Genomic DNA, 18715 nt, shown 5'->3' on the forward strand with positions numbered 1-18715 from the left:
TTAAATCGGCAATACGGATGAAACAATGAAACAACACGAATCGGCTGAGAATTCTCAAGGTCAGCTCTATATTGTACCCACTCCTATCGGGAATTTGGCTGATATCACCCAGCGCGCGCTGACCGTGTTGCAAAGCGTTGATTTAGTTGCCGCAGAGGATACCCGCCACACCGGCCTGCTGTTGCAGCACTTTGCCATTAGCGCCCGCCTGTTTGCCCTTCACGATCATAACGAGCAGCAGAAGGCAGAGACGCTGGTCGCGAAGCTGAAAGAGGGGCAGAACATCGCTCTGGTCTCTGACGCCGGGACGCCGCTGATCAACGATCCTGGCTACCATCTGGTACGCACCTGCCGCGAGGCGGGGATCCGCGTGGTGCCGCTGCCTGGCCCCTGTGCCGCGATTGCCGCCCTCAGCGCCGCCGGGCTGCCGTCGGATCGCTTCTGCTATGAAGGCTTTCTGCCTGCCAAATCAAAAGGCCGCCGCGATACGTTAAAAGCGCTGGAGGCCGAGCCGCGCACGCTGATTTTTTATGAGTCTACCCATCGCCTGCTCGATAGCCTGGAGGACATCTGCACCGTGCTGGGGGAATCCCGCTATGTCGTGCTGGCCCGCGAGCTGACCAAAACCTGGGAGTCAATTCACGGCGCGCCTATCGGCGAGCTGCTGGCGTGGGTGAAGGAAGATGAAAATCGCCGCAAAGGGGAGATGGTGCTGATTATCGAAGGGCATAAGGCTCAGGAAGAGGATCTGCCCGCCGATGCGCTGCGGACTCTGGCACTGCTTCAGGCCGAGCTGCCGCTGAAAAAAGCCGCCGCGCTGGCCGCCGAGATCCATGGCGTGAAGAAAAATGCCCTCTATAAGCACGCCCTGGAGCAGCAGGGGTAAGATTACCGACATTCAGCGTGTCGGAAGAATGTCGGAAGAAATTGCTGATGTAGCGTAGGCCGGGCAAGCGCAGCGCCGCCCGGCAAAAACATTATATAGGGGCGAAGTTAGGCCTTGTTAGAGGTGTAACGCGATCCGCTTACCGTCAGGTAAGGTAACATCCAATGTCAATTCACCCCCCAGCGCAGCCACGTAGCGCTTTAACGTTGAGAGTTTTGGATCGTTATCTACCTTCTCCATTTTAACGACAGAAGGCTGAGAAATGCCAAGCGCGGCAGCAAGCTGTACCTGCGATACATGCAGCTCTTCCCGGAGTTTCGCAAGAGTAATTTCCTGACGGACCTCTGCTGCACGCACGGCGATCCTTTCCTGGCTTTCCGGTGAGCGTTGTGCAAGCAACTGTTTAAGCGTCGCCATTTTCTTTGACCTCCAGTAAAAGCAGATGCGATTTATACTCAGCATCGGCTAACTTAATCATACGTTTATAGAACAATTTTTCTTTTTCGCTCTTCTTATTACCTGCACACAAAATAATGGCTCTTCGGACCGGATCAAATACGAAAAAGACTCTAAATGGATGCCCGTCAACCTGTACCCTTAACTCCTTCATATTGGGATACGATGAATCTTTGATGTGATCCACGTATGGTCGGCCAAGCATAGGCCCCTCGAGCTCCAAAACTGTTAAGATGGCTAATATTTCTTCCTGAACATTATCATTTTGAATGGCTAGCCAATGCTCAAACAAATCTCGTGTAACGACTTCCCACATTTTGGTTCATCCTATAACCTGGAAGTTATAAATTCAATATAACCTATGGGTTATATTGAAACATTGCTTTAGGTCAAAAGGTGTGTGGGACAGCGAGGTTAAGCAATTCAATAGGATGAGTTAGATAACAAAATTTTGTTATTAATATAAAAGCCGGGCAGCATCGCGCTTACCCGGTCTTTGGAGTTTACAATCGTTCTATCACGTTACCGGAGCCGGGTTAAACACCGCCAGCTGGTTGTGCAGTCCCCACTGATCCGAGAAGGTTTTCTTGCGGCCGCTGGCGACGTCAAGGATGAAATGGAATAGCTTCCAGCCCACGTCCTCAATGCTCTCTTCCCCGGTCGCGATCGTGCCGGCATTGATATCCATCAGATCGTACCAGCGGTTAGCCAGCTCGGTACGGGTCGCCATCTTGATCACCGGCACCGCCACCAGACCGTACGGCGTACCGCGCCCGGTGGTGAACACCTGAACGGTGATCCCGGAGGCTACCTGCTGCGTACCACAGACAAAGTCGCTGGCAGGCGTCGCCGCGTAGATCAGGCCGCGCTTAGTTGGACGCTGGCCCGGCGAAAGCACTTCCACGATGGCGCTCTGCCCCGACTTGGCAATGGAGCCAAGCGCTTTTTCAACCACGTTCGCCAGGCCACCTTTTTTGTTGCCCGGGGAGGGGTTGGCGCTGCGGTCGGTTTTGCCCATATCGAGATAGTTATCGTACCAGGCCATCTCTTCCAGCAGGCGCTTGCCCACTTCCTCGTTGATAGCGCGCGGGGTGAGCAGATGGATAGCATCGCGCACCTCGGTCACTTCCGAGAACATCACCGTCGCACCGCAGCGGACCAGCAGGTCAGAGGCATAGCCCACCGCTGGGTTGGCCGTCACGCCAGAGAAGGCGTCGCTGCCCCCGCACTGCATGCCCACCACCAGCTCCGAAGCCGGGCAGGTTTCGCGCTGGCGAGCATTCAGCTTGACCAGGTGGCGCTCGGCAACCTGAAGAATATCGTCCACCATCGAGCGGAAGCCGACGTGCTGTTCATCTTGCAAACGCACGATGCTGGCGCTGTCGACGGGGATCGCCTGCACGTCTTCTGTTCCCTGCAGCAGGCGCTCCGGCTGAAGCTTCTCACAGCCGAGGCCAACCACCATCACCTCACCACCGAAGTTGGGGTTCAGGGCGATGTTGTGGATAGTGCGAATAGGCACCACCGCCGCCGGGGCGTTGATCGCCACGCCGCAGCCGTAGAGGTGATTCAGGCCAACCACGCCATCAACGTTGGGGTATTTCGGCAGCAGGTCGCGCTCGATAATTTTAACTACGTAGTCCACCACGCCCGCGACGCAGTGCACGCTGGTGGTGATCCCCAGCAGGTTTTTGGTACCGACGCTGCCGTCGGCGTTGCGGTAGCCTTCAAAGGTGTAACCCTCAAGGGCAGGCATCGGCTCCGGCACCTTGGTTGCCAGCGGCAGGGTCTCCAGCGGCGGCGCTGTTGGTAGCGCTACGGTGGATTCGTCGATCCAGCTGCCTCGGGCAATATCGCGCACCGCATAGCCGATCACCTCCCCGTAGCGGACGATGTCGCCGTGCGCGGGAATATCCACCAGCGCGACTTTATGTCCCTGCGGAATATGCTCAATCAGTTCAAGCCCATCCGGGAAACGGGTCCCGGCTCGTAAGCCATTGTCATTGACAATAATCGCTACGTTATCGGTTTCATGAACCTTAATATAAAACGCCGTTGGCGATTCTTGTCTAATTTCGATGTCGGCCATGGTCCAGTATTCTCCGCCAGGTATGGGATAACAAAAACGGGAAAATGCGTATCGTCTTTCTTGTTATCGGAAATAAACAACATTGCTATGGAATAAATAGTGTCAGGAGTTCTCAGTCAAGAATGTGATCCAGGTCACTCATTATTGTTGTAGCAGGCCCGGCGGCAGGGCTAATGCCTAAATCTGTGGATCAGCGCCCAGAGAGTTGTGCATATGCTCAATATAATCGCCAAAATTACCGTGTTAATTGAGCATGGATACAATGCGGGATGGTTGAGGCCTGATTATACTGATTCACGATTTCATTGCATCTGGTTAGTTAACTGATATTGCCTGCTATCGATAAATAATCAGGAAAATACACCTCATAAAAATATAAAAATAGATTACCGTGCCCGAGGATAAATAAATGATATTGGATACTGCCGTTGAGTCAAAAAAGGGTATGCCTACCCGCTATTTAATCTTGCTCATTATCTTTATCGTTACGGCGATTAACTATGCGGACCGCGCAACCCTCTCTATCGCCGGTACCGAAGTGGCCAAAGAGCTGCAGCTCAGCGCCGTCTCCATGGGCTATATCTTCTCCGCTTTCGGCTGGGCTTACCTGCTGATGCAGATCCCCGGCGGCTGGCTGCTGGACCGCTACGGTTCGAAGAAAGTCTACACCTACAGCCTCTTTTTCTGGTCGCTGTTCACCTTCGTGCAAGGGTTTGTTGACGTCTTTCCGCTGGCCTGGGCTGGCGTGTCGATGTTCATCATGCGCTTTATGCTGGGCTTCTCTGAAGCACCCTCATTCCCGGCGAACGCCCGCATCGTTGCCGCGTGGTTCCCGACCAAAGAGCGCGGTACGGCGTCGGCTATTTTCAACTCTGCCCAGTACTTCTCTCTGGCACTCTTCTCCCCACTGCTGGGCTGGCTGACCTTCGCCTGGGGCTGGGAGCATGTGTTTACGGTGATGGGCGTGATTGGCTTTGTGCTGACCGGCATGTGGGTGAAGTTTATCCATAATCCTACCGACCACCCGAACATGTCAGCCAACGAGCTGGAGTACATCACCAAGGGCGGCGCGGTGGTGGATATGGACCATAAAAAGCCGGGTGCGGCCGTGGCTGGGCCTAAAATGCACTACATCAAGCAATTATTGACCAACCGCATGATGCTGGGTGTGTTCTTCGGCCAGTATTTTATCAACACCATCACCTGGTTCTTCCTCACCTGGTTCCCTATCTACCTGGTGCAGGAGAAAGGGATGTCGATTCTGAAAGTGGGCCTCGTGGCCTCCATTCCGGCGCTGTGCGGCTTTGCAGGCGGCGTGCTGGGCGGAGTCTTCTCGGATCACCTGATCAAACGTGGCGCAACCATCACCCTGGCGCGTAAGCTGCCTATTGTGCTGGGCATGCTGCTGGCGTCGAGCATCATTCTGTGTAACTACACCGATAACACCACCCTGGTGGTCACGCTGATGGCCCTCGCATTCTTCGGAAAAGGGTTTGGTGCCCTCGGTTGGCCGGTGATCTCCGATACCGCGCCAAAAGAGATTGTTGGACTGTGCGGCGGGGTATTTAACGTGTTTGGCAACGTGGCCTCCATTGTCACCCCGCTGGTAATTGGTTACCTGGTCAGCGAGCTGCACTCCTTTAACGCTGCTCTGGTGTTCGTCGGCTGTTCAGCCCTGATGGCGATGTTCTGCTACCTGTTCGTGGTGGGCGACATCAAGCGTATGGAACTGCGGAATTAAGCAACGGTTACTTCAAGGTATAGATGATGACTAACGATATCTTCCCAAACAAATTCAAGGCTGCGCTGGCTGCGCATCAGATTCAGATTGGCTGCTGGTCCGCGCTGGCAAGCCCGATCAGCACCGAGGTGCTGGGCCTGGCGGGCTTTGACTGGCTGGTACTCGACGGCGAACACGCGCCGAACGATGTCACGACCTTTATCCCGCAGCTGATGGCCCTCAAGGGCAGCAGCAGCGCGCCGGTGGTTCGCGCCCCGGCTAACGATCCGATTGCCATTAAGCGCCTGCTTGATATCGGCTTCTACAACTTCCTCATCCCGTTTGTCGAGAGCGAAGAGGAAGCCGTGCTGGCGGTGGCCTCAACCCGCTATCCGCCGGAAGGCATTCGCGGCGTATCGGTCTCCCATCGCGCCAACATGTTTGGCACTGTGCCGGACTACTTTGGCCAGGCGAATAAAAACATCACCATTCTGGTACAGATTGAGAGCCAGCAGGGCGTGGATAACGTTGATGCCATCGCCGCCACCGACGGCGTGGATGGGATCTTCGTCGGCCCAAGCGACCTTGCTGCCGCGCTGGGCCACTTAGGCAACGCATCGCACCCGGAAGTACAGCGCTGCATTCAGCACATTTTTGCCCGTGCGAAAGCGCACGGTAAGCCGAGCGGCATCCTCGCGCCGGTAGAGGCCGATGCGCGCCGTTACCTGGAGTGGGGCGCAACCTTCGTTGCCGTAGGGAGTGACCTGGGCGTATTCCGCGCCGGAACCCAGCGTTTAGCTGATTCATTTAAGAAATAACCACCACCGAACAAGAGAGAGACGCAATATGACACTGAAAGTTGGTTTTATTGGCCTGGGCATCATGGGTAAACCAATGAGTAAAAACCTCATTAAAGCCGGTTACTCGCTGGTGGTTTCTGACCGTAATCCTGAGGCTATTGCTGAAGTAATTGCCGCCGGTGCAGAAACTGCCTCAACGGCAAAAGAGATTGCCGAGCGGTGTGATGTGATCATCACCATGCTGCCAAACTCCCCGCACGTGAAAGAGGTGGCGCTGGGCGAAGGCGGCATTATCGAAGGGGCGAAAGCGGGTACCGTGCTGATCGACATGAGCTCCATCGCACCGCTGGCCAGCCGTGAAATCAGCGACGCCCTGCAGGCGAAAGGCGTGCAGATGCTTGATGCGCCGGTTAGCGGCGGCGAGCCGAAAGCGATCGATGGCACGCTCTCCGTAATGGTGGGCGGCGACAAGGCGCTGTTCGATAAATACTACGACCTGCTGAAAGCGATGGCGGGCTCGGTGGTGCACACCGGCGACATCGGCGCGGGCAACGTTACCAAGCTGGCAAACCAGGTGATCGTGGCGCTGAACATTGCCGCCATGTCTGAAGCGCTGAGTCTGGCGACCAAGGCTGGCGTAAACCCGGATCTGGTGTTCCAGGCAATCCGTGGCGGCCTGGCCGGCAGCACCGTACTGGAAGCGAAAGCGCCGATGGTGCTGGATCGTAACTTCAAGCCGGGCTTCCGTATCGATCTGCACATCAAAGATCTGGCCAACGCGCTGGATACCTCTCACGGCGTGGGCGCGCAGCTGCCGCTGACCGCAGCGGTGATGGAGATGATGCAGGCGCTGCGTGCTGACGGTCACGGCAACGACGACCATAGCGCCCTCGCGTGCTACTACGAAAAACTGGCGAAAGTGGAAATCTCTCGCTAACAAAAAACGGGCGCGGAGACGCGCCCGGCATCTATGCCGCGTGCAGTAACAGGCTACTGATATGAAAATCGTAATCGCCCCAGACTCTTACAAGGAAAGCCTGTCTGCTACCGAGGTAGCCCAGGCGATAGAAAAAGGATTTCGGGAAATTTTTCCGGATGCACACTACGTCTCCGTTCCGGTCGCCGACGGTGGAGAAGGCACGGTTGAGGCGATGATCGCCGCTACCCAGGGCGCGGAGCATACGGCGTCGGTGACCGGCCCGCTGGGCGAGCGCGTAGACGCCCGCTGGGGCATGTCCGGCGACGGTCACACTGCGTTTATCGAGATGGCCGCCGCGAGCGGGCTGGCTCTCGTTCCCCCTGAATTACGTAATCCGTTGATTACCACCTCGCGCGGCACCGGAGAGCTGATCCTGCACGCGCTGGATCACGGCGCGCGAAATATCATTATTGGTATCGGCGGCAGCGCCACCAACGACGGCGGCGCAGGAATGGTCCAGGCGCTGGGCGCGAAGCTGTGCGATGCCAACGGTACCGAGATTGGCCACGGCGGCGGCAGCCTGATGAGCCTCAACAACATTGATATTAGCGGGCTGGATCCGCGTCTGGCCTCATGCACCCTCCGCGTTGCCTGTGATGTCACCAACCCCCTGACGGGGGAGCAGGGCGCATCGCGTATCTTTGGTCCACAGAAAGGGGCTACCGACGCGCAGATCGTCGAGCTGGATAACAACCTCAGCCACTATGCCGACGTGATTAAAAAATCCCTGCGCGTGGATGTTAAAGAGGTACCCGGCGCAGGCGCGGCGGGCGGCATGGGCGCGGCGCTGATGGCTTTTCTTGGCGCAGAGTTGCGCAGCGGCATTGAGATCGTTACCCAGGCGCTGAACCTGGAAGAGCATATTCACGACTGTACGCTGGTGGTCACCGGCGAAGGGCGAATCGACAGCCAGAGTATTCACGGCAAGGTGCCCGTGGGCGTGGCGAAGGTGGCCAAGAAATACCACAAGCCGGTGATTGGCATTGCGGGCAGTCTGACCCATGACGTGGGCGTGGTTCATCAGTATGGCATCGATGCGGTGTTTAGCGTGCTGACCAGCATCGGCACGCTGGAAGAGGCCTTCCGCGGCGCATTTGACAATATCTACCGCGCTTCACGCAACATTGCCGCCACCCTGCGGGTCGGGATGTTGACGGAGGGGTGACAGCGGGACGTAAACCCTCTATACTTCGCGCCGAAGCTGACCAGACAGTCGCCGCTTCGTCGTCGTCCTCCTTCGGGGGAGACGGGCGGAGGGGAGGAAAGTCCGGGCTCCATAGGGCAAGGTGCCAGGTAACGCCTGGGGGGTGTCACAGCCCACGACCAGTGCAACAGAGAGCAAACCGCCGATGGCCCACGCAAGTGGGATCAGGTAAGGGTGAAAGGGTGCGGTAAGAGCGCACCGCGCGGCTGGTAACAGTCCGTGGCACGGTAAACTCCACCCGGAGCAAGGCCAAATAGGGGTTCATAAGGTACGGCCCGTACTGAACCCGGGTAGGCTGCTTGAGCCAGTGAGCGATTGCTGGCCTAGATGAATGACTGTCCAACGACAGAACCCGGCTTATCGGTCAGTTTCACTCTTTACACAGAACCCCGCCTCGGCGGGGTTTTTTGTTTTTCAGCCGTCATGCACATTTTGCAATCTGTCCCACCGCCGCCTGCACGGGCCTACGGTCTGGCATGTTCTGTAGGCCGGGCAAGCGCAGCGCCGCCCGGCATTTTATGGGATAAAATCTCGCGTGATCCCTTTCACACATACACCCGCGTTAGAATATTTTTATTAATTCAAATGCAAACGCAGCGGGTGTTTCTCAAATTATCCCATTCAAATTAAGTAATAGCCAAGTTTTTCTCCCGCTTCATGTTTACGATTAATTTATACCAAAAGCCGCGATATTAGCGGCATCGATAATAAAATCTGTCCCTACATTAATAAGCGAGAGCGTTATGAGCACTAATAGTAGTGATGTGATGCAAGGCACATCAGCAGCAGCCCAAAAAGCGGGCATGACGGAGCAGGCGTGGCGCGAGGCGATTAAATTCGACAGCACCGACACGGGCTGGGTTATTATGAGTATCGGTATGGCCATCGGCGCGGGCATTGTATTTTTACCGGTGCAGGTGGGGCTAATGGGGCTGTGGGTATTTCTGCTCTCCTCCATTATTGGCTACCCGGCAATGTATCTGTTCCAGCGACTATTTATTAATACTCTGGCGGAGTCGCCTGAGTGCAAAGATTATCCCAGCGTCATTAGCGGCTATTTAGGTAAAAACTGGGGCGTCTTATTAGGTGCGCTCTACTTTATTATGCTGGTGATCTGGATGTTCGTCTACTCCACCGCCATCACCAACGACAGCGCCTCCTACCTGCACACCTTTGGTGTCACCCAAGGGCTGCTCTCCGATAACCCTTTCTATGGTCTGGTGCTAATCTGCATTCTGGTCGCCATCTCCTCGCGCGGGGAGAAGCTGCTGTTCAAGGTCTCAAGCCTGATGGTACTGACCAAGCTGCTGGTGGTGGCGGCCCTCGGCCTGAGCATGGTGGGGCTATGGCATCTCTACAACGCCGGGACGCTGCCACCCGCTGGCCTGCTGGTGAAGAACGCCATCATTACGCTGCCCTTTACCCTGACGTCCATTCTCTTTATCCAGACCCTCAGCCCGATGGTTATCTCCTACCGCGCCAAAGAGAAATCCATTGAGGTTGCTCGCTATAAGGCCCTGCGGGCAATGAATATCGCCTTTACCGTTCTGTTTGTTACCGTCTTTTTCTACGCCGTCTCATTTACCCTGGCGATGGGTCACGATGAAGCGGTAAAAGCCTACCAGCAAAATATCTCCGCGCTGGCTATTGCCGCCCAGTTTATCAGCGGCGACGGCGCAGGCTGGGTAAAAGTGGTCAGCGTTATTTTAAATATCTTTGCCGTAATGACCGCTTTCTTTGGTGTTTATCTCGGCTTCCGTGAGGCGACCCAGGGGATCGTCATGAACCTGCTGCGACGTAAATTCCCGACCCGGCAGTTTGATGAAAAGTATGTCCAGGGCGGGATCATGATCTTCGCTATCCTGCTGGCCTGGAGCGCCATTGTGCTGAATGCCCCGGTGCTGAGCTTCACCTCTATCTGTAGCCCGATATTTGGCATGATCGGCTGCTTAATTCCCGCCTGGCTGGTCTATAAGGTACCGGCTCTGCATAAGTACAAAGGCCTGTCGCTGAAGATCATTATTATTACCGGCCTGCTGCTCTGTATTTCACCGCTGCTGGCCTTCGCCTGATGCTATTCACTTAATAAAACAGATGGACGCTATTATGTCAGATGCAAAATGGAACCCGCTTTGGGATCGGTTTATTGAGATTGTCCGCCAGGAGGTTAAACCCGCGCTGGGCTGTACCGAACCGGTATCGCTGGCGCTGGCCAGCGCGACGGCCGCCGCGCAGCTCTCCGGCAGGATCGAGCGCGTGGAGTGTTATGTTTCGCCTAACCTGCTGAAAAACGGTATGGGGGTCACCGTGCCGGGAACGGGCATGGTGGGTCTGCCGATTGCCGCTGCCCTCGGCGCGCTCGGAGGCGATGCCGCCGCCGGGCTGGAGGTACTCAAAGCCGCATCGCCAGAGGCGATAGCACATGCCAAAACGATGCTTGCGGATGGGCGGGTATGCGTCAGGCTACAGGAGCCGTGTGCCGAGATCCTCTACGCCCGCGCCTGTGTCTATACGGCGGATAGCGACGCCAGCGTAACGATCGAGGGCGATCATACCTGCATCGTCAGGATCGAAAAGCAGGGCGAGACGGTTTTTCAGCTTAGTGACCAGGTGGAAGAGGGCCGTGAGGATCCGCTGGTGGCGCTGTCACAGACAACGCTGCGCGACATTTTGGCCTTTATTGAGCAGGCCCCGTTTGAGCGGATCCGTTTTATTCTTGGTGCGGCCCGCCTGAACGATGCGCTCTCCCGGGAAGGTTTGGCGCGGGAGTGGGGTCTGCACATCGGCACCACGCTGCAAAAACAGTCCGATCGCGGCCTGCTGGCGAAGGATCTCTCTTCGGCGATTGTGATCCGCACCAGCGCCGCATCGGACGCACGAATGGGCGGCGCGACGCTGCCAGCAATGAGCAACTCGGGCTCCGGTAACCAGGGGATCGCCGCCACGCTGCCGGTTGTGGTCGTGGCTGAGTCTTTAAGTGAGAGCGAAGAGCGGCTGGCCCGTGCGCTGATGCTTTCCCATCTTAGCGCGATCTACATCCACTACCAGCTGCCGCGCCTCTCCGCGCTTTGCGCCGCGACGACGGCAGCCATGGGGGCGGCGGCAGGGATGGCGTGGTTAATGGATGGACACTATGACACCCTTGCGCGGGCTATCAGCAGTATGATCGGCGACGTTAGCGGTATGATTTGCGATGGCGCATCCAACAGCTGCGCGATGAAAGTATCGACTAGCGTCTCGTCAGCGTGGAAAGCCGTGCTGATGGCGCTGGATGAGACCGCCGTGACCGGCAATGAGGGGATTGTGGCGCACGACGTCGAACAGTCGATCGCTAACCTCTGCGCCCTGGCCTGCCACGCTATGCAGGCCACCGACCGGCAGATCATCGACATTATGGCGCACAAAGCCTAGACACAAAGCCTAGAGACGTAGGCCGGGTCAGGCGAAGCCGCCGCCCGGCATCTTAGCTATACCGGCAAATCGACCAGCAGGGCTCGCAGCGGCGTATCCGCCACCAGCGTGATGTTTGCCTCATCGCGAATAAAGGCTCCGTCGCCGCAGGTGAGCGCCTTCTGCTCCTCCTGAGGCGTCAGGGCATGGAACCTACCGTGAATTGATTGCAGGTAAGCGCGCGGGCCATGCAGCTGAAAGCTGAGCTGCTCGCCCTCGTCCAGTTCAATATGGTGCAACCAGACCTGCTGGCGAAGCTGCATACTCTCATCATGCCCGTCTGGGGACGCCAGCAGCTGCTGCTGGCCCGCGAGGGCAATCTTTTGCACCGGCGCGTTCTCGCGTTCAGGGCAGGCATCCAGCCAGAGTTGCATCCGCGTCAGGGACTTATCTTTGCTCAAGTTGTGTTCGCTATAGCTGATCCCCGGCTGGGTCGCTATCAGCAGCGCTTCTCCCGCCTTCACCTGCACATGATGGCCTTCGCTGTCGCGGTACTCGGCTTCACCCTCAAGGATCAGGTTGAGAATATCCACTTTAGGATAGGTACGCGGCTGGAATGACGCTCCAGGGGCCAGCACCTCCTGGTTCAGCACCCGCAGGGAGGCATAGCCCAACAGCTTAGGATCAAAGTAGTGTCCAAAGGAGAAGGTGTAACGGGCCTGCAGCCATCCGAAATCTGCCTGTCCGCACTGTTTGGCTGTTCTGGTAGTAATCATAATTCTGACCTCTCTTTACACTAAATCAATGGTAAAGGTATGGACGCTGCATTGTTAGCCAGATATTCTGCCCGGTATGTTCAAATTTCCTGAATGAGAACGAGATGGCTAAAGAGAGAGCGTTGACGCTCGAAGCATTACGCGTCATGGATGCTATAGACAGACGCGGCAGTTTTGCCGCAGCGGCGGATGAGCTGGGCCGGGTACCTTCCGCGCTAAGCTATACCATGCAGAAGCTGGAGGAGGAGCTGGACGTGGTGCTCTTCGACCGCTCCGGACACCGGACAAAATTTACCAACGTTGGGCGCATGCTGCTGGAGCGGGGACGCGTGCTGCTGGAGGCCGCCGACAAGCTGACTACCGATGCCGAAGCGCTGGCCCGTGGCTGGGAGACGCACCTGACGTTGGTGAGCGAAGCGCTGGTCCCCACGCCCGCGTTTTTCCCGCTGGTCGAGCGACTGGCGACGAAAGCCAATACTCAACTCTCCATTATTACCGAAGTGCTGGCAGGGGCGTGGGAGCGCCTGGAGCAGGGCCGGGCGGATATCGTTATCGCCCCGGATATGCACTTCCGCTCGTCGTCAGAGATCAACTCGCGCAAGCTCTATACCCTTCTCAACGTCTACGTCGCCGCGCCGGATCACCCGATCCACCAGGAACCAGAGCCGCTCTCCGAGGTGACGCGGGTGAAATATCGCGGCGTTGCGGTGGCCGATACTGCCCGCGAGCGCCCGGTGCTTACCGTACAGCTGCTGGACAAGCAGCCGCGCCTGACGGTGAGCAGCCTGGAGGATAAACGCAACGCGCTGCTGGCCGGGCTAGGCGTAGCCACCATGCCTTACCCGCTGGTGGAGCAGGATATTGCCGAAGGGCGTCTGCGGGTGGTCAGCCCGGAGTCTACCAGCGAAGTGGATATCATTATGGCCTGGCGGCGCGACAGCATGGGTGAGGCGAAGGCCTGGTGTCTGCGGGAGATCCCGAAGCTTTTTGCAGGGAAATAGCAAATAAAAAGGGCACCCTGAAGGTGCCCTGACGGCTTAGCCGAAGCGAATATCGCGCCCGTGCGGCTCGTCCAGATCCTGCCACGGTCCGATGGAGATGATCCCCGTCGGGTTGATGGTCTTATGGCTGCGGTAGTAGTGATTGCGAATGTGAGCGAAGTCCACGGTTTCGGCAATGCCCGGCATCTGATAGATGTCGCGCAGGAAACCGTGCAGGTTCAGATAGTCGCTGATCCGGTGCTTATCACACTTGAAGTGTGTCACGTAGACCGGGTCAAAGCGAACCAGCGTCGTCCACAGGCGAATATCCGCTTCTGTCAGGCGATTGCCGGTGAGATAGCGGTGCTGGCCAAGGATCTGCTCAAGGCGGGCCAGCGAGGCAAAGACATTCTCTACCGCCTCGTCATAGGCTTCCTGGCTGGTAGCAAACCCGGCTTTGTAGACGCCGTTATTCACGTTGTCGTAGATCCAGCTATTCAGCTCATCAATCTGCCCCCGCAATTCCGGCGGATAGTAGTCGCCCGCTTTCGCGCCGTGTGCGTCAAAGGCGGTATTGAACATGCGAATAATATCCGCAGATTCATTGCTGACGATGGTGTGGTTTTTCTTATCCCACAGCACCGGCACGGTAACGCGCCCGGTATAGTGCGGATCGGCATGAAGATAGAGCTGATAGAGAAAATCGTGCTGATAGAGCTTGTCGCCGGTGGCAGCAGGAAAGCTATCATCAAAGGTCCAGCCGCTCTCCAGCATCAGGGGGTTAACCACCGATACGTCGATAAATGGCTCAAGGCCTTTCAGCGTGCGCAGGATCAGCGTGCGGTGCGCCCATGGGCAGGCGAGGGAGACGTAAAGATGGTAGCGATCTTTCTCAGGTGCAAAACCGCCTTCGCCGGTCGGGCCTGCTTCGCCGTCTGCGGTTAGCCAGTTACGGAACGCGGACTCCGAGCGTTTAAACCGTCCGCCGGTTGACTTTGTATCGTACCAGACGTCATGCCAGACGCCGTCAATAAGCTGTCCCATGGTGCTCTCCTTACTGCCAGAAAAGGGTAAGCGGGAAGCGTTCGCTCTCCCCGCCTTGAATTGCTTTCAGTATAGAAGCCTTACCACTTTTTATTCAGAACGCGGTCGATGCTAAACGCGCCTGGACCGGTAATACCCAGCAGCAGGAAGCCGCCTGCGATGGTCAGGTTTTTCATGAACATGATGGAGTTCATGCCTTCAGCAAAGTTGCTGTGGAACAGGAACGCGGTGAGCAGCGTAAAGACGGCGGTAATCAGCGCGGTGGTACGGGTCAGGAAACCAAGCAGGATCGCCAGACCGCCGCCGAACTCAAGCAGGATAACCAGCGGCAGCATGAAGCCCGGTACGCCCATCGCCTCCATATACTGCTGCGTGCCAGCATAACCGGTGATTTTGCCCCAGCCAGCGGTAATGAACAGGATTGGCATCAGAATTCGCGCTACCAGAATACCAACATCTTCTAATTTTTTCATTTTACTCTCCATAAAGCCGCGGGGGCCAATAATGTCATTTTTCCAGCATTGGCAGGCGTATGCGCCTGTTCGCTGTCGATGGAGAGGATAATAAACGTGGCGTTGAAGGATTGTTAGCAAGGAAAACTGTCAATCTTTATCAAATAATATGATTGATGGCTATGCGGTTACGCCGGGCGGCGCTACGCTTGCACCGGCCTACACACTGCGTGGGCCGGTGCATGATGGTGATTAACGCAGGCGCTGCTGCTTGAGGGTGGTCTGAACCAGACGCCAGGTGCTCCACGCGGCAAAGCCACGTTTCGCCCAACGCAGCATCATGTTGGGATGGCGAACGGTGCGCACCGCCAACAGGCTACTGCCTACCAGCAGCCACGATCGCAGGCTGAGGAAGGTGTTCCAGCCACGATCGTAAGCGCCCGTCGTCTCTAGCCAGTCGCGACGACTGGCGGTCAAATCAAGGCGCTGCTGCTGGATCCGGCTTAGCAGCATCGCTTTGCGTTTAAGACGCTCCGCTTTACTACTGCTCACTATTTATCCTCCTCCAGCAGAGAACGATCGTTAGCCAGCTCGTCGCGCGTATGGCGCAGGAACGTGGATTGTCGAGCCTTATGCAGCGTCCAGAAACCGCCAATGATTGCGCCTACCAGCAGAACCACAGTGGTAGCGATCATCGCGTTAAGACGGTATTGAGGGTCGATAGCCCAGATGATGAGAACCATCAGGCTCATCAGGCCAAAGGCGGCCAGCAGCATGGTAAGCCCCAACATCAGGAGCATCTGGATGACGTTTGCTTTCTCTTCTTCCAGTTCCACCACGACCAGTCGCAGACGCGTTTCGACCATCTCAACGAGGATGGTCATAATGCGTTGCCCAATACCCAGGACGCTTTTTCCTGGCCCGCTTGTTTGACGTAGGTCAGCCATAATCAGCGACGCGTCAGCAGCACGCCCAGCACTACGCCGGCGGCAGCTGCAATCCCTACACCAGTCCACGGGTTCTCGCGCACGTATTCATCGGCGCGCGTGGCGGCTTCACGGGTTTGCTTGGCAATGACATCGCTGGTTTCACCCAGACGATAGCGGCTTTCGTGCAGAGCACGCTCTGCTTTAGTACGCAGCTTACTCAACTCTTCTTTCGATTTGTCCCCGGAGTTGCTTAATACCTCTTCCAGGGTATCCGTCAGGGATTTCAACTCAGCGCGCAGATGATCGGCAGTAGTATCTTTAGACTTAGACATAATTCTCTCCAGGTGAGCGAGTGGTAACTTCCTTTAATAATCACGGGCCTCAAGCGCACGCAGCTCTTCCTGCGCCTCTTTCAGCTTGTGTTCACGTTTGGTCACTTTATCCGCATCGCCTTTTTGCTGTGCTTCAGTCAGATCCTGCTGACGTTCAGCAACCTCTTCCTTTTGTTCAGCAATTTTTTTCTGGTGATCTGCGCGCAGCTTGCTGTCGGTGCAGTTGGCTTTTAACTCTTTGAGGGCGGTGTTCAGTCCGTCAACGCGGCTCTGATTATTATGCTTCTCGGCGTAGCTAATTTCGCGCAGGATATCCTGTTCTTTCTCCTGGCAAAGCGATACGGCCTGCGAAGCGGCGCTCAACGATAAAAGGCTTAACGCCAGTACGATGCGGTATCTCATTCTTATAACTTTCCCTATTGCAGTCAGTAAAAGAGTGACACTGTTCCCGTCTACTCAAGCATAGTAAGTAAACGCGAAGATCACCAAAGTAAGTGAAAAGATTCGGATTAGTAGAAGGTTAACCCAGACGGTGAGGGGTATCGCGCAGGCGGGTAAGCCAGGCTGCCGTCTGGTCGTCGTCGTCCTGAAGGGCAATGATATAGCCCTGCGGCAAAGTGCGGTCTAAGACCACTTTTGCCGCCGCGCTTTGCGCGCTGGAGTCAAAGGTAATGACCAGGGTGTCATTTTTCGGCGTGATGCTTTTGAAGCGGATCCCGTTAGCGTCGAGGTGATGCCAGACGGAGAAGCCGTCCGGTACGCTGACGCTCTGGTTACCCGGACGAATGGCCAGCGTCGACTCGCGCTGCTGGAGAGTACTCCAGGCAGCGAAGAGCAGGGTAAAGAGCATAACGGCGGCCAGCGCAAAGGCGCACTGATGAATGAGTGTGCGTCGCGTACGTCGATTACTGCCGATTTCCATATTTTTTCTTCCATAAAACGAACAGCGAGCCAACCAGCCCAACCACCAGCAGCACCACCGGCAGCAGCATCAGGCAGGACATGAGCGCATCTTCATATTTGCGAAACACGGGCGTCTTGCCCAGCAGATAACCAAAGGTTGTGAGGATCACGACCCACAGCAGGCCGCTCATCCAGTTGAAGAACTGGAAGCGCGCATTATTCAGGCCGGAAAGACCGGCGATGGTCGGCAGCAGGGTGCGCACAAAGGCAATAAAGCGGCCAACCAGCAGCGCCGAGAGCCCATGCTTATGGAACATATGGTGCGCCCGCTGATGGTAGTGTGCGGGCAGATGTGACAGCCAGTTCTGCACGATACGCGTGTTGCCGAGCCAGCGTCCCTGGATATAGCTTACCCAGCAGCCGAGGCTGGCGGCGGCGGTAAGCAGCAAAATCGTTTGCGGATAGCCCATCGCCCCTTTGGCAATTAAAACACCGACCAGCACCAGCAGGCTATCACCCGGTAAAAATGCCGCTGGCAGCAGGCCGTTTTCCAGAAACAGGATCATAAATAAAACAAAATAGAGCATGCCGATCATGGAAGGATTCGCCAGCGTTTCGAAATCCTGGTGCCATAAAGCGTTCAGTAACTGGGTAAATAGTTCCATTCAGTGTTCCTGGTACATCGGTTAACGAATATCGGGGTTAACGCCGCTGGAGAGAAATTGCATCTAATTGTAACAAACGCCAGAGATCTGCGTCACTGAAAATGCGTATTTTAGGAATTGATTTTGCTTGCCGGGGAGGGGAGTGACAAAGGTATTTACACAGGCTGACACTCTATACGGTTACTGACCGCGTTATGTTATTGATTGCACAGCGCAGGCGCACCAGCGCCCGCGGCAAAAAGAGAAGGGTATTATTTTACGGCGGTTGCGGCGGTATCGAGGTGAACCACCGGATTTTCAGCAAACAGATAGCGGTCTGCATTGAACTCAAAGTCATCGCTGGTTTCATTGAACAGCATCAGCTTAGTGTTCTCCAGATGCTGCCACATTGCCACCTTTGCCGCATGCGGATCTTTACGAATCAGCGCTTTAAGGATTTGATCATGATCGTCACACCAGTTGTCTACGGTGCGGGCATCAATGTGATCGTGCAGTTTTTTCCAGTACGGGTTGTGCGTGCGCTGAGTCCACATTTTTTCCACAATTGCTGCCAGGGCGGTGTTCTGTGTGGCTAGCGCAACCTGAACATGGAACTGAAGATCCCACTCTGAGTCACGGAAGCACTTCTCCTGGCGCGCCTTATCCTGGATCTCCATCAGCTTCATGATGTCCTGCTTGGTCACCTGGGTCGCGGCAAACTCGGCAATATTACTTTCAATAAGCTGGCGAGCCTGTAACAGCTCAAACGGACCGTAGTTAGCAAACTCCATGGACTCATCGGGGATCTGCTGATACTTCGCCTGGTTAGAGATGACATGGATACCCGAGCCCTTGCGCACCTCAACGTAGCCTTCCACTTCCAGCATGATGATCGCTTCACGCACCACGGTGCGGCTAACGCTCTTCTCATCGGCTATAAAACGCTCGGCGGGCAGTTTGTCACCGACAAGATACACGCCGGCCTCAATGCGGCTCTTTAGCTCAGCGGCCAGCTGCTGATATAAACGGCGTGATTCGGTGATTTCCATTTGTGCTCCGGGCGAGACAGGATAGATAGATTTGTTATACCACTTTTCCTAAATTCTCACCATACCAGTAATGAAAAAGCCG

Annotated in this window: 21 protein-coding genes and 1 other RNA gene; 9 read left to right on the plus strand and 13 right to left on the minus strand. The window is 56.1% G+C overall.

The window, feature by feature from the left end; genetic code table 11:
* Positions 1-25 precede the first annotated feature (25 nt).
* A complete protein-coding gene (gene rsmI / locus NR795_RS18115; RefSeq protein WP_238082839.1) occupies positions 26-886 on the plus strand; it encodes a 16S rRNA (cytidine(1402)-2'-O)-methyltransferase in 861 nt (286 codons plus the stop codon).
* A 117-nt stretch (positions 887-1003) separates the two neighbouring features.
* Here the strand turns inward: rsmI and NR795_RS18120 are convergent, their stop codons facing one another.
* The 3 genes from NR795_RS18120 to garD form a co-directional block, all read right to left on the minus strand.
* On the minus strand, positions 1004-1303 hold the full coding sequence (locus NR795_RS18120) for a helix-turn-helix domain-containing protein (protein WP_144817516.1): 300 nt from the start codon (positions 1301-1303) through the stop codon (positions 1004-1006).
* On the minus strand, positions 1290-1658 hold the full coding sequence (locus NR795_RS18125; RefSeq protein ID WP_257758938.1) for a type II toxin-antitoxin system RelE/ParE family toxin: 369 nt from the start codon (positions 1656-1658) through the stop codon (positions 1290-1292). Before NR795_RS18125 ends, NR795_RS18120 begins: the two co-directional genes overlap by 14 nt.
* Before the next feature lie 201 nt (positions 1659-1859).
* Positions 1860-3431, minus strand: a complete 1572-nt coding sequence (gene garD / locus NR795_RS18130; RefSeq protein WP_257758939.1) for a galactarate dehydratase — start codon at positions 3429-3431, stop codon at positions 1860-1862.
* Positions 3432-3840: 409 nt separating this feature from the next.
* Here garD and NR795_RS18135 point away from each other — a divergent pair, with 409 nt between their 5' ends.
* From NR795_RS18135 to NR795_RS18165, 7 genes are all read left to right on the plus strand, one after another.
* The gene (locus tag NR795_RS18135) at positions 3841-5172 is read left to right on the plus strand and encodes an MFS transporter (RefSeq protein ID WP_257758940.1); all 1332 of its coding nucleotides are present in this window, start codon (positions 3841-3843) and stop codon (positions 5170-5172) included.
* Between the two features lie 26 nt (positions 5173-5198).
* A complete protein-coding gene (gene garL / locus NR795_RS18140; protein WP_042390201.1) occupies positions 5199-5969 on the plus strand; it encodes a 2-dehydro-3-deoxyglucarate aldolase in 771 nt (256 codons plus the stop codon).
* Positions 5970-5997: 28 nt separating this feature from the next.
* On the plus strand, positions 5998-6888 hold the full coding sequence (gene garR / locus NR795_RS18145; protein WP_144817520.1) for a 2-hydroxy-3-oxopropionate reductase: 891 nt from the start codon (positions 5998-6000) through the stop codon (positions 6886-6888).
* 61 nt (positions 6889-6949) lie between these two features.
* The gene (garK, locus tag NR795_RS18150; protein ID WP_257758941.1) at positions 6950-8095 is read left to right on the plus strand and encodes a glycerate 2-kinase; all 1146 of its coding nucleotides are present in this window, start codon (positions 6950-6952) and stop codon (positions 8093-8095) included.
* 32 nt (positions 8096-8127) lie between these two features.
* An RNA gene (gene rnpB / locus NR795_RS18155) (RNase P RNA component class A) lies at positions 8128-8510 on the plus strand.
* 367 nt (positions 8511-8877) lie between these two features.
* Positions 8878-10206, plus strand: coding sequence for an amino acid permease (locus NR795_RS18160; protein ID WP_257758943.1), 1329 nt, complete (start codon positions 8878-8880; stop codon positions 10204-10206).
* Positions 10207-10240: 34 nt separating this feature from the next.
* Entirely contained in the window at positions 10241-11545 is a 1305-nt protein-coding gene (locus NR795_RS18165) for a serine dehydratase subunit alpha family protein (protein WP_257758944.1), read from the plus strand.
* A 56-nt stretch (positions 11546-11601) separates the two neighbouring features.
* Here NR795_RS18165 and NR795_RS18170 read toward each other — a convergent pair whose 3' ends face one another.
* Positions 11602-12300, minus strand: coding sequence for a pirin family protein (locus NR795_RS18170; protein ID WP_144817525.1), 699 nt, complete (start codon positions 12298-12300; stop codon positions 11602-11604).
* Between the two features lie 104 nt (positions 12301-12404).
* Here NR795_RS18170 and yhaJ point away from each other — a divergent pair, with 104 nt between their 5' ends.
* Entirely contained in the window at positions 12405-13301 is an 897-nt protein-coding gene (yhaJ, locus tag NR795_RS18175; protein WP_042390213.1) for a DNA-binding transcriptional regulator YhaJ, read from the plus strand.
* Between the two features lie 36 nt (positions 13302-13337).
* On the opposite strand, the gene NR795_RS18180 is transcribed toward yhaJ, so the two are convergent.
* The 9 genes from NR795_RS18180 to exuR form a co-directional block, all read right to left on the minus strand.
* Positions 13338-14324: a glutathione S-transferase family protein gene (locus NR795_RS18180; protein WP_257758945.1), complete on the minus strand. Its 987-nt coding sequence runs from the start codon at positions 14322-14324 to the stop codon at positions 13338-13340.
* Between the two features lie 80 nt (positions 14325-14404).
* A complete protein-coding gene (locus NR795_RS18185) occupies positions 14405-14797 on the minus strand; it encodes a DoxX family protein (RefSeq protein WP_186370561.1) in 393 nt (130 codons plus the stop codon).
* A 231-nt stretch (positions 14798-15028) separates the two neighbouring features.
* On the minus strand, positions 15029-15289 hold the full coding sequence (locus tag NR795_RS18190) for a YqjK-like family protein (protein ID WP_144817705.1): 261 nt from the start codon (positions 15287-15289) through the stop codon (positions 15029-15031).
* Positions 15290-15327: 38 nt separating this feature from the next.
* Positions 15328-15723: a phage holin family protein gene (locus NR795_RS18195; protein ID WP_144817528.1), complete on the minus strand. Its 396-nt coding sequence runs from the start codon at positions 15721-15723 to the stop codon at positions 15328-15330.
* A 2-nt stretch (positions 15724-15725) separates the two neighbouring features.
* Positions 15726-16037 carry a YqjD family protein gene (locus NR795_RS18200; protein ID WP_042390221.1) on the minus strand — a complete coding sequence of 104 codons (312 nt, stop codon included), beginning with the start codon at positions 16035-16037 and terminating at the stop codon, positions 15726-15728.
* Between the two features lie 33 nt (positions 16038-16070).
* Positions 16071-16439, minus strand: a complete 369-nt coding sequence (locus tag NR795_RS18205; protein ID WP_042390222.1) for a DUF1090 domain-containing protein — start codon at positions 16437-16439, stop codon at positions 16071-16073.
* Positions 16440-16557: 118 nt separating this feature from the next.
* Positions 16558-16959, minus strand: coding sequence for an EnvZ/OmpR regulon moderator MzrA (gene mzrA, locus NR795_RS18210; RefSeq protein WP_144817529.1), 402 nt, complete (start codon positions 16957-16959; stop codon positions 16558-16560).
* Positions 16943-17605 carry a DedA family general envelope maintenance protein YqjA gene (yqjA, locus tag NR795_RS18215; RefSeq protein ID WP_144817530.1) on the minus strand — a complete coding sequence of 221 codons (663 nt, stop codon included), beginning with the start codon at positions 17603-17605 and terminating at the stop codon, positions 16943-16945. Before yqjA ends, mzrA begins: the two co-directional genes overlap by 17 nt.
* 251 nt (positions 17606-17856) lie before the next feature.
* Complete coding sequence (exuR, locus tag NR795_RS18220; RefSeq protein ID WP_144817531.1) at positions 17857-18633, minus strand: transcriptional regulator ExuR; 777 nt, start codon at positions 18631-18633, stop codon at positions 17857-17859.
* Between the last annotated feature and the right edge of the window lie 82 nt (positions 18634-18715).

The organism is Pseudescherichia sp. L3 (genome assembly GCF_024656065.1).
In the GTDB taxonomy this organism is placed as follows: Bacteria; Pseudomonadota; Gammaproteobacteria; order Enterobacterales; family Enterobacteriaceae; genus Pseudescherichia.

Bases quoted from the DNA above. Each gene is read 5' to 3' on its own strand.
- garD (WP_257758939.1), bottom strand. From the start codon at position 3,431: ATGGCCGACATCGAAATTAGACAAGAATCGCCAACGGCGTTTTATATT.
- NR795_RS18190 (WP_144817705.1), bottom strand. From the start codon at position 15,289: ATGCTGCTAAGCCGGATCCAGCAGCAGCGCCTTGATTTGACCGCCAGT.
- NR795_RS18185 (WP_186370561.1), bottom strand. From the start codon at position 14,797: ATGAAAAAATTAGAAGATGTTGGTATTCTGGTAGCGCGAATTCTGATG.
- garR (WP_144817520.1), top strand. From the start codon at position 5,998: ATGACACTGAAAGTTGGTTTTATTGGCCTGGGCATCATGGGTAAACCA.
- NR795_RS18200 (WP_042390221.1), bottom strand. From the start codon at position 16,037: ATGTCTAAGTCTAAAGATACTACTGCCGATCATCTGCGCGCTGAGTTG.
- NR795_RS18170 (WP_144817525.1), bottom strand. From the start codon at position 12,300: ATGATTACTACCAGAACAGCCAAACAGTGCGGACAGGCAGATTTCGGA.
- rsmI (WP_238082839.1), top strand. From the start codon at position 26: ATGAAACAACACGAATCGGCTGAGAATTCTCAAGGTCAGCTCTATATT.
- garK (WP_257758941.1), top strand. From the start codon at position 6,950: ATGAAAATCGTAATCGCCCCAGACTCTTACAAGGAAAGCCTGTCTGCT.
- yqjA (WP_144817530.1), bottom strand. From the start codon at position 17,605: ATGGAACTATTTACCCAGTTACTGAACGCTTTATGGCACCAGGATTTC.
- NR795_RS18120 (WP_144817516.1), bottom strand. From the start codon at position 1,303: ATGGCGACGCTTAAACAGTTGCTTGCACAACGCTCACCGGAAAGCCAG.
- garL (WP_042390201.1), top strand. From the start codon at position 5,199: ATGACTAACGATATCTTCCCAAACAAATTCAAGGCTGCGCTGGCTGCG.
- NR795_RS18180 (WP_257758945.1), bottom strand. From the start codon at position 14,324: ATGGGACAGCTTATTGACGGCGTCTGGCATGACGTCTGGTACGATACA.
- NR795_RS18135 (WP_257758940.1), top strand. From the start codon at position 3,841: ATGATATTGGATACTGCCGTTGAGTCAAAAAAGGGTATGCCTACCCGC.
- NR795_RS18195 (WP_144817528.1), bottom strand. From the start codon at position 15,723: ATGGCTGACCTACGTCAAACAAGCGGGCCAGGAAAAAGCGTCCTGGGT.
- NR795_RS18160 (WP_257758943.1), top strand. From the start codon at position 8,878: ATGAGCACTAATAGTAGTGATGTGATGCAAGGCACATCAGCAGCAGCC.
- yhaJ (WP_042390213.1), top strand. From the start codon at position 12,405: ATGGCTAAAGAGAGAGCGTTGACGCTCGAAGCATTACGCGTCATGGAT.
- exuR (WP_144817531.1), bottom strand. From the start codon at position 18,633: ATGGAAATCACCGAATCACGCCGTTTATATCAGCAGCTGGCCGCTGAG.
- mzrA (WP_144817529.1), bottom strand. From the start codon at position 16,959: ATGGAAATCGGCAGTAATCGACGTACGCGACGCACACTCATTCATCAG.
- NR795_RS18125 (WP_257758938.1), bottom strand. From the start codon at position 1,658: ATGTGGGAAGTCGTTACACGAGATTTGTTTGAGCATTGGCTAGCCATT.
- NR795_RS18205 (WP_042390222.1), bottom strand. From the start codon at position 16,439: ATGAGATACCGCATCGTACTGGCGTTAAGCCTTTTATCGTTGAGCGCC.
- NR795_RS18165 (WP_257758944.1), top strand. From the start codon at position 10,241: ATGTCAGATGCAAAATGGAACCCGCTTTGGGATCGGTTTATTGAGATT.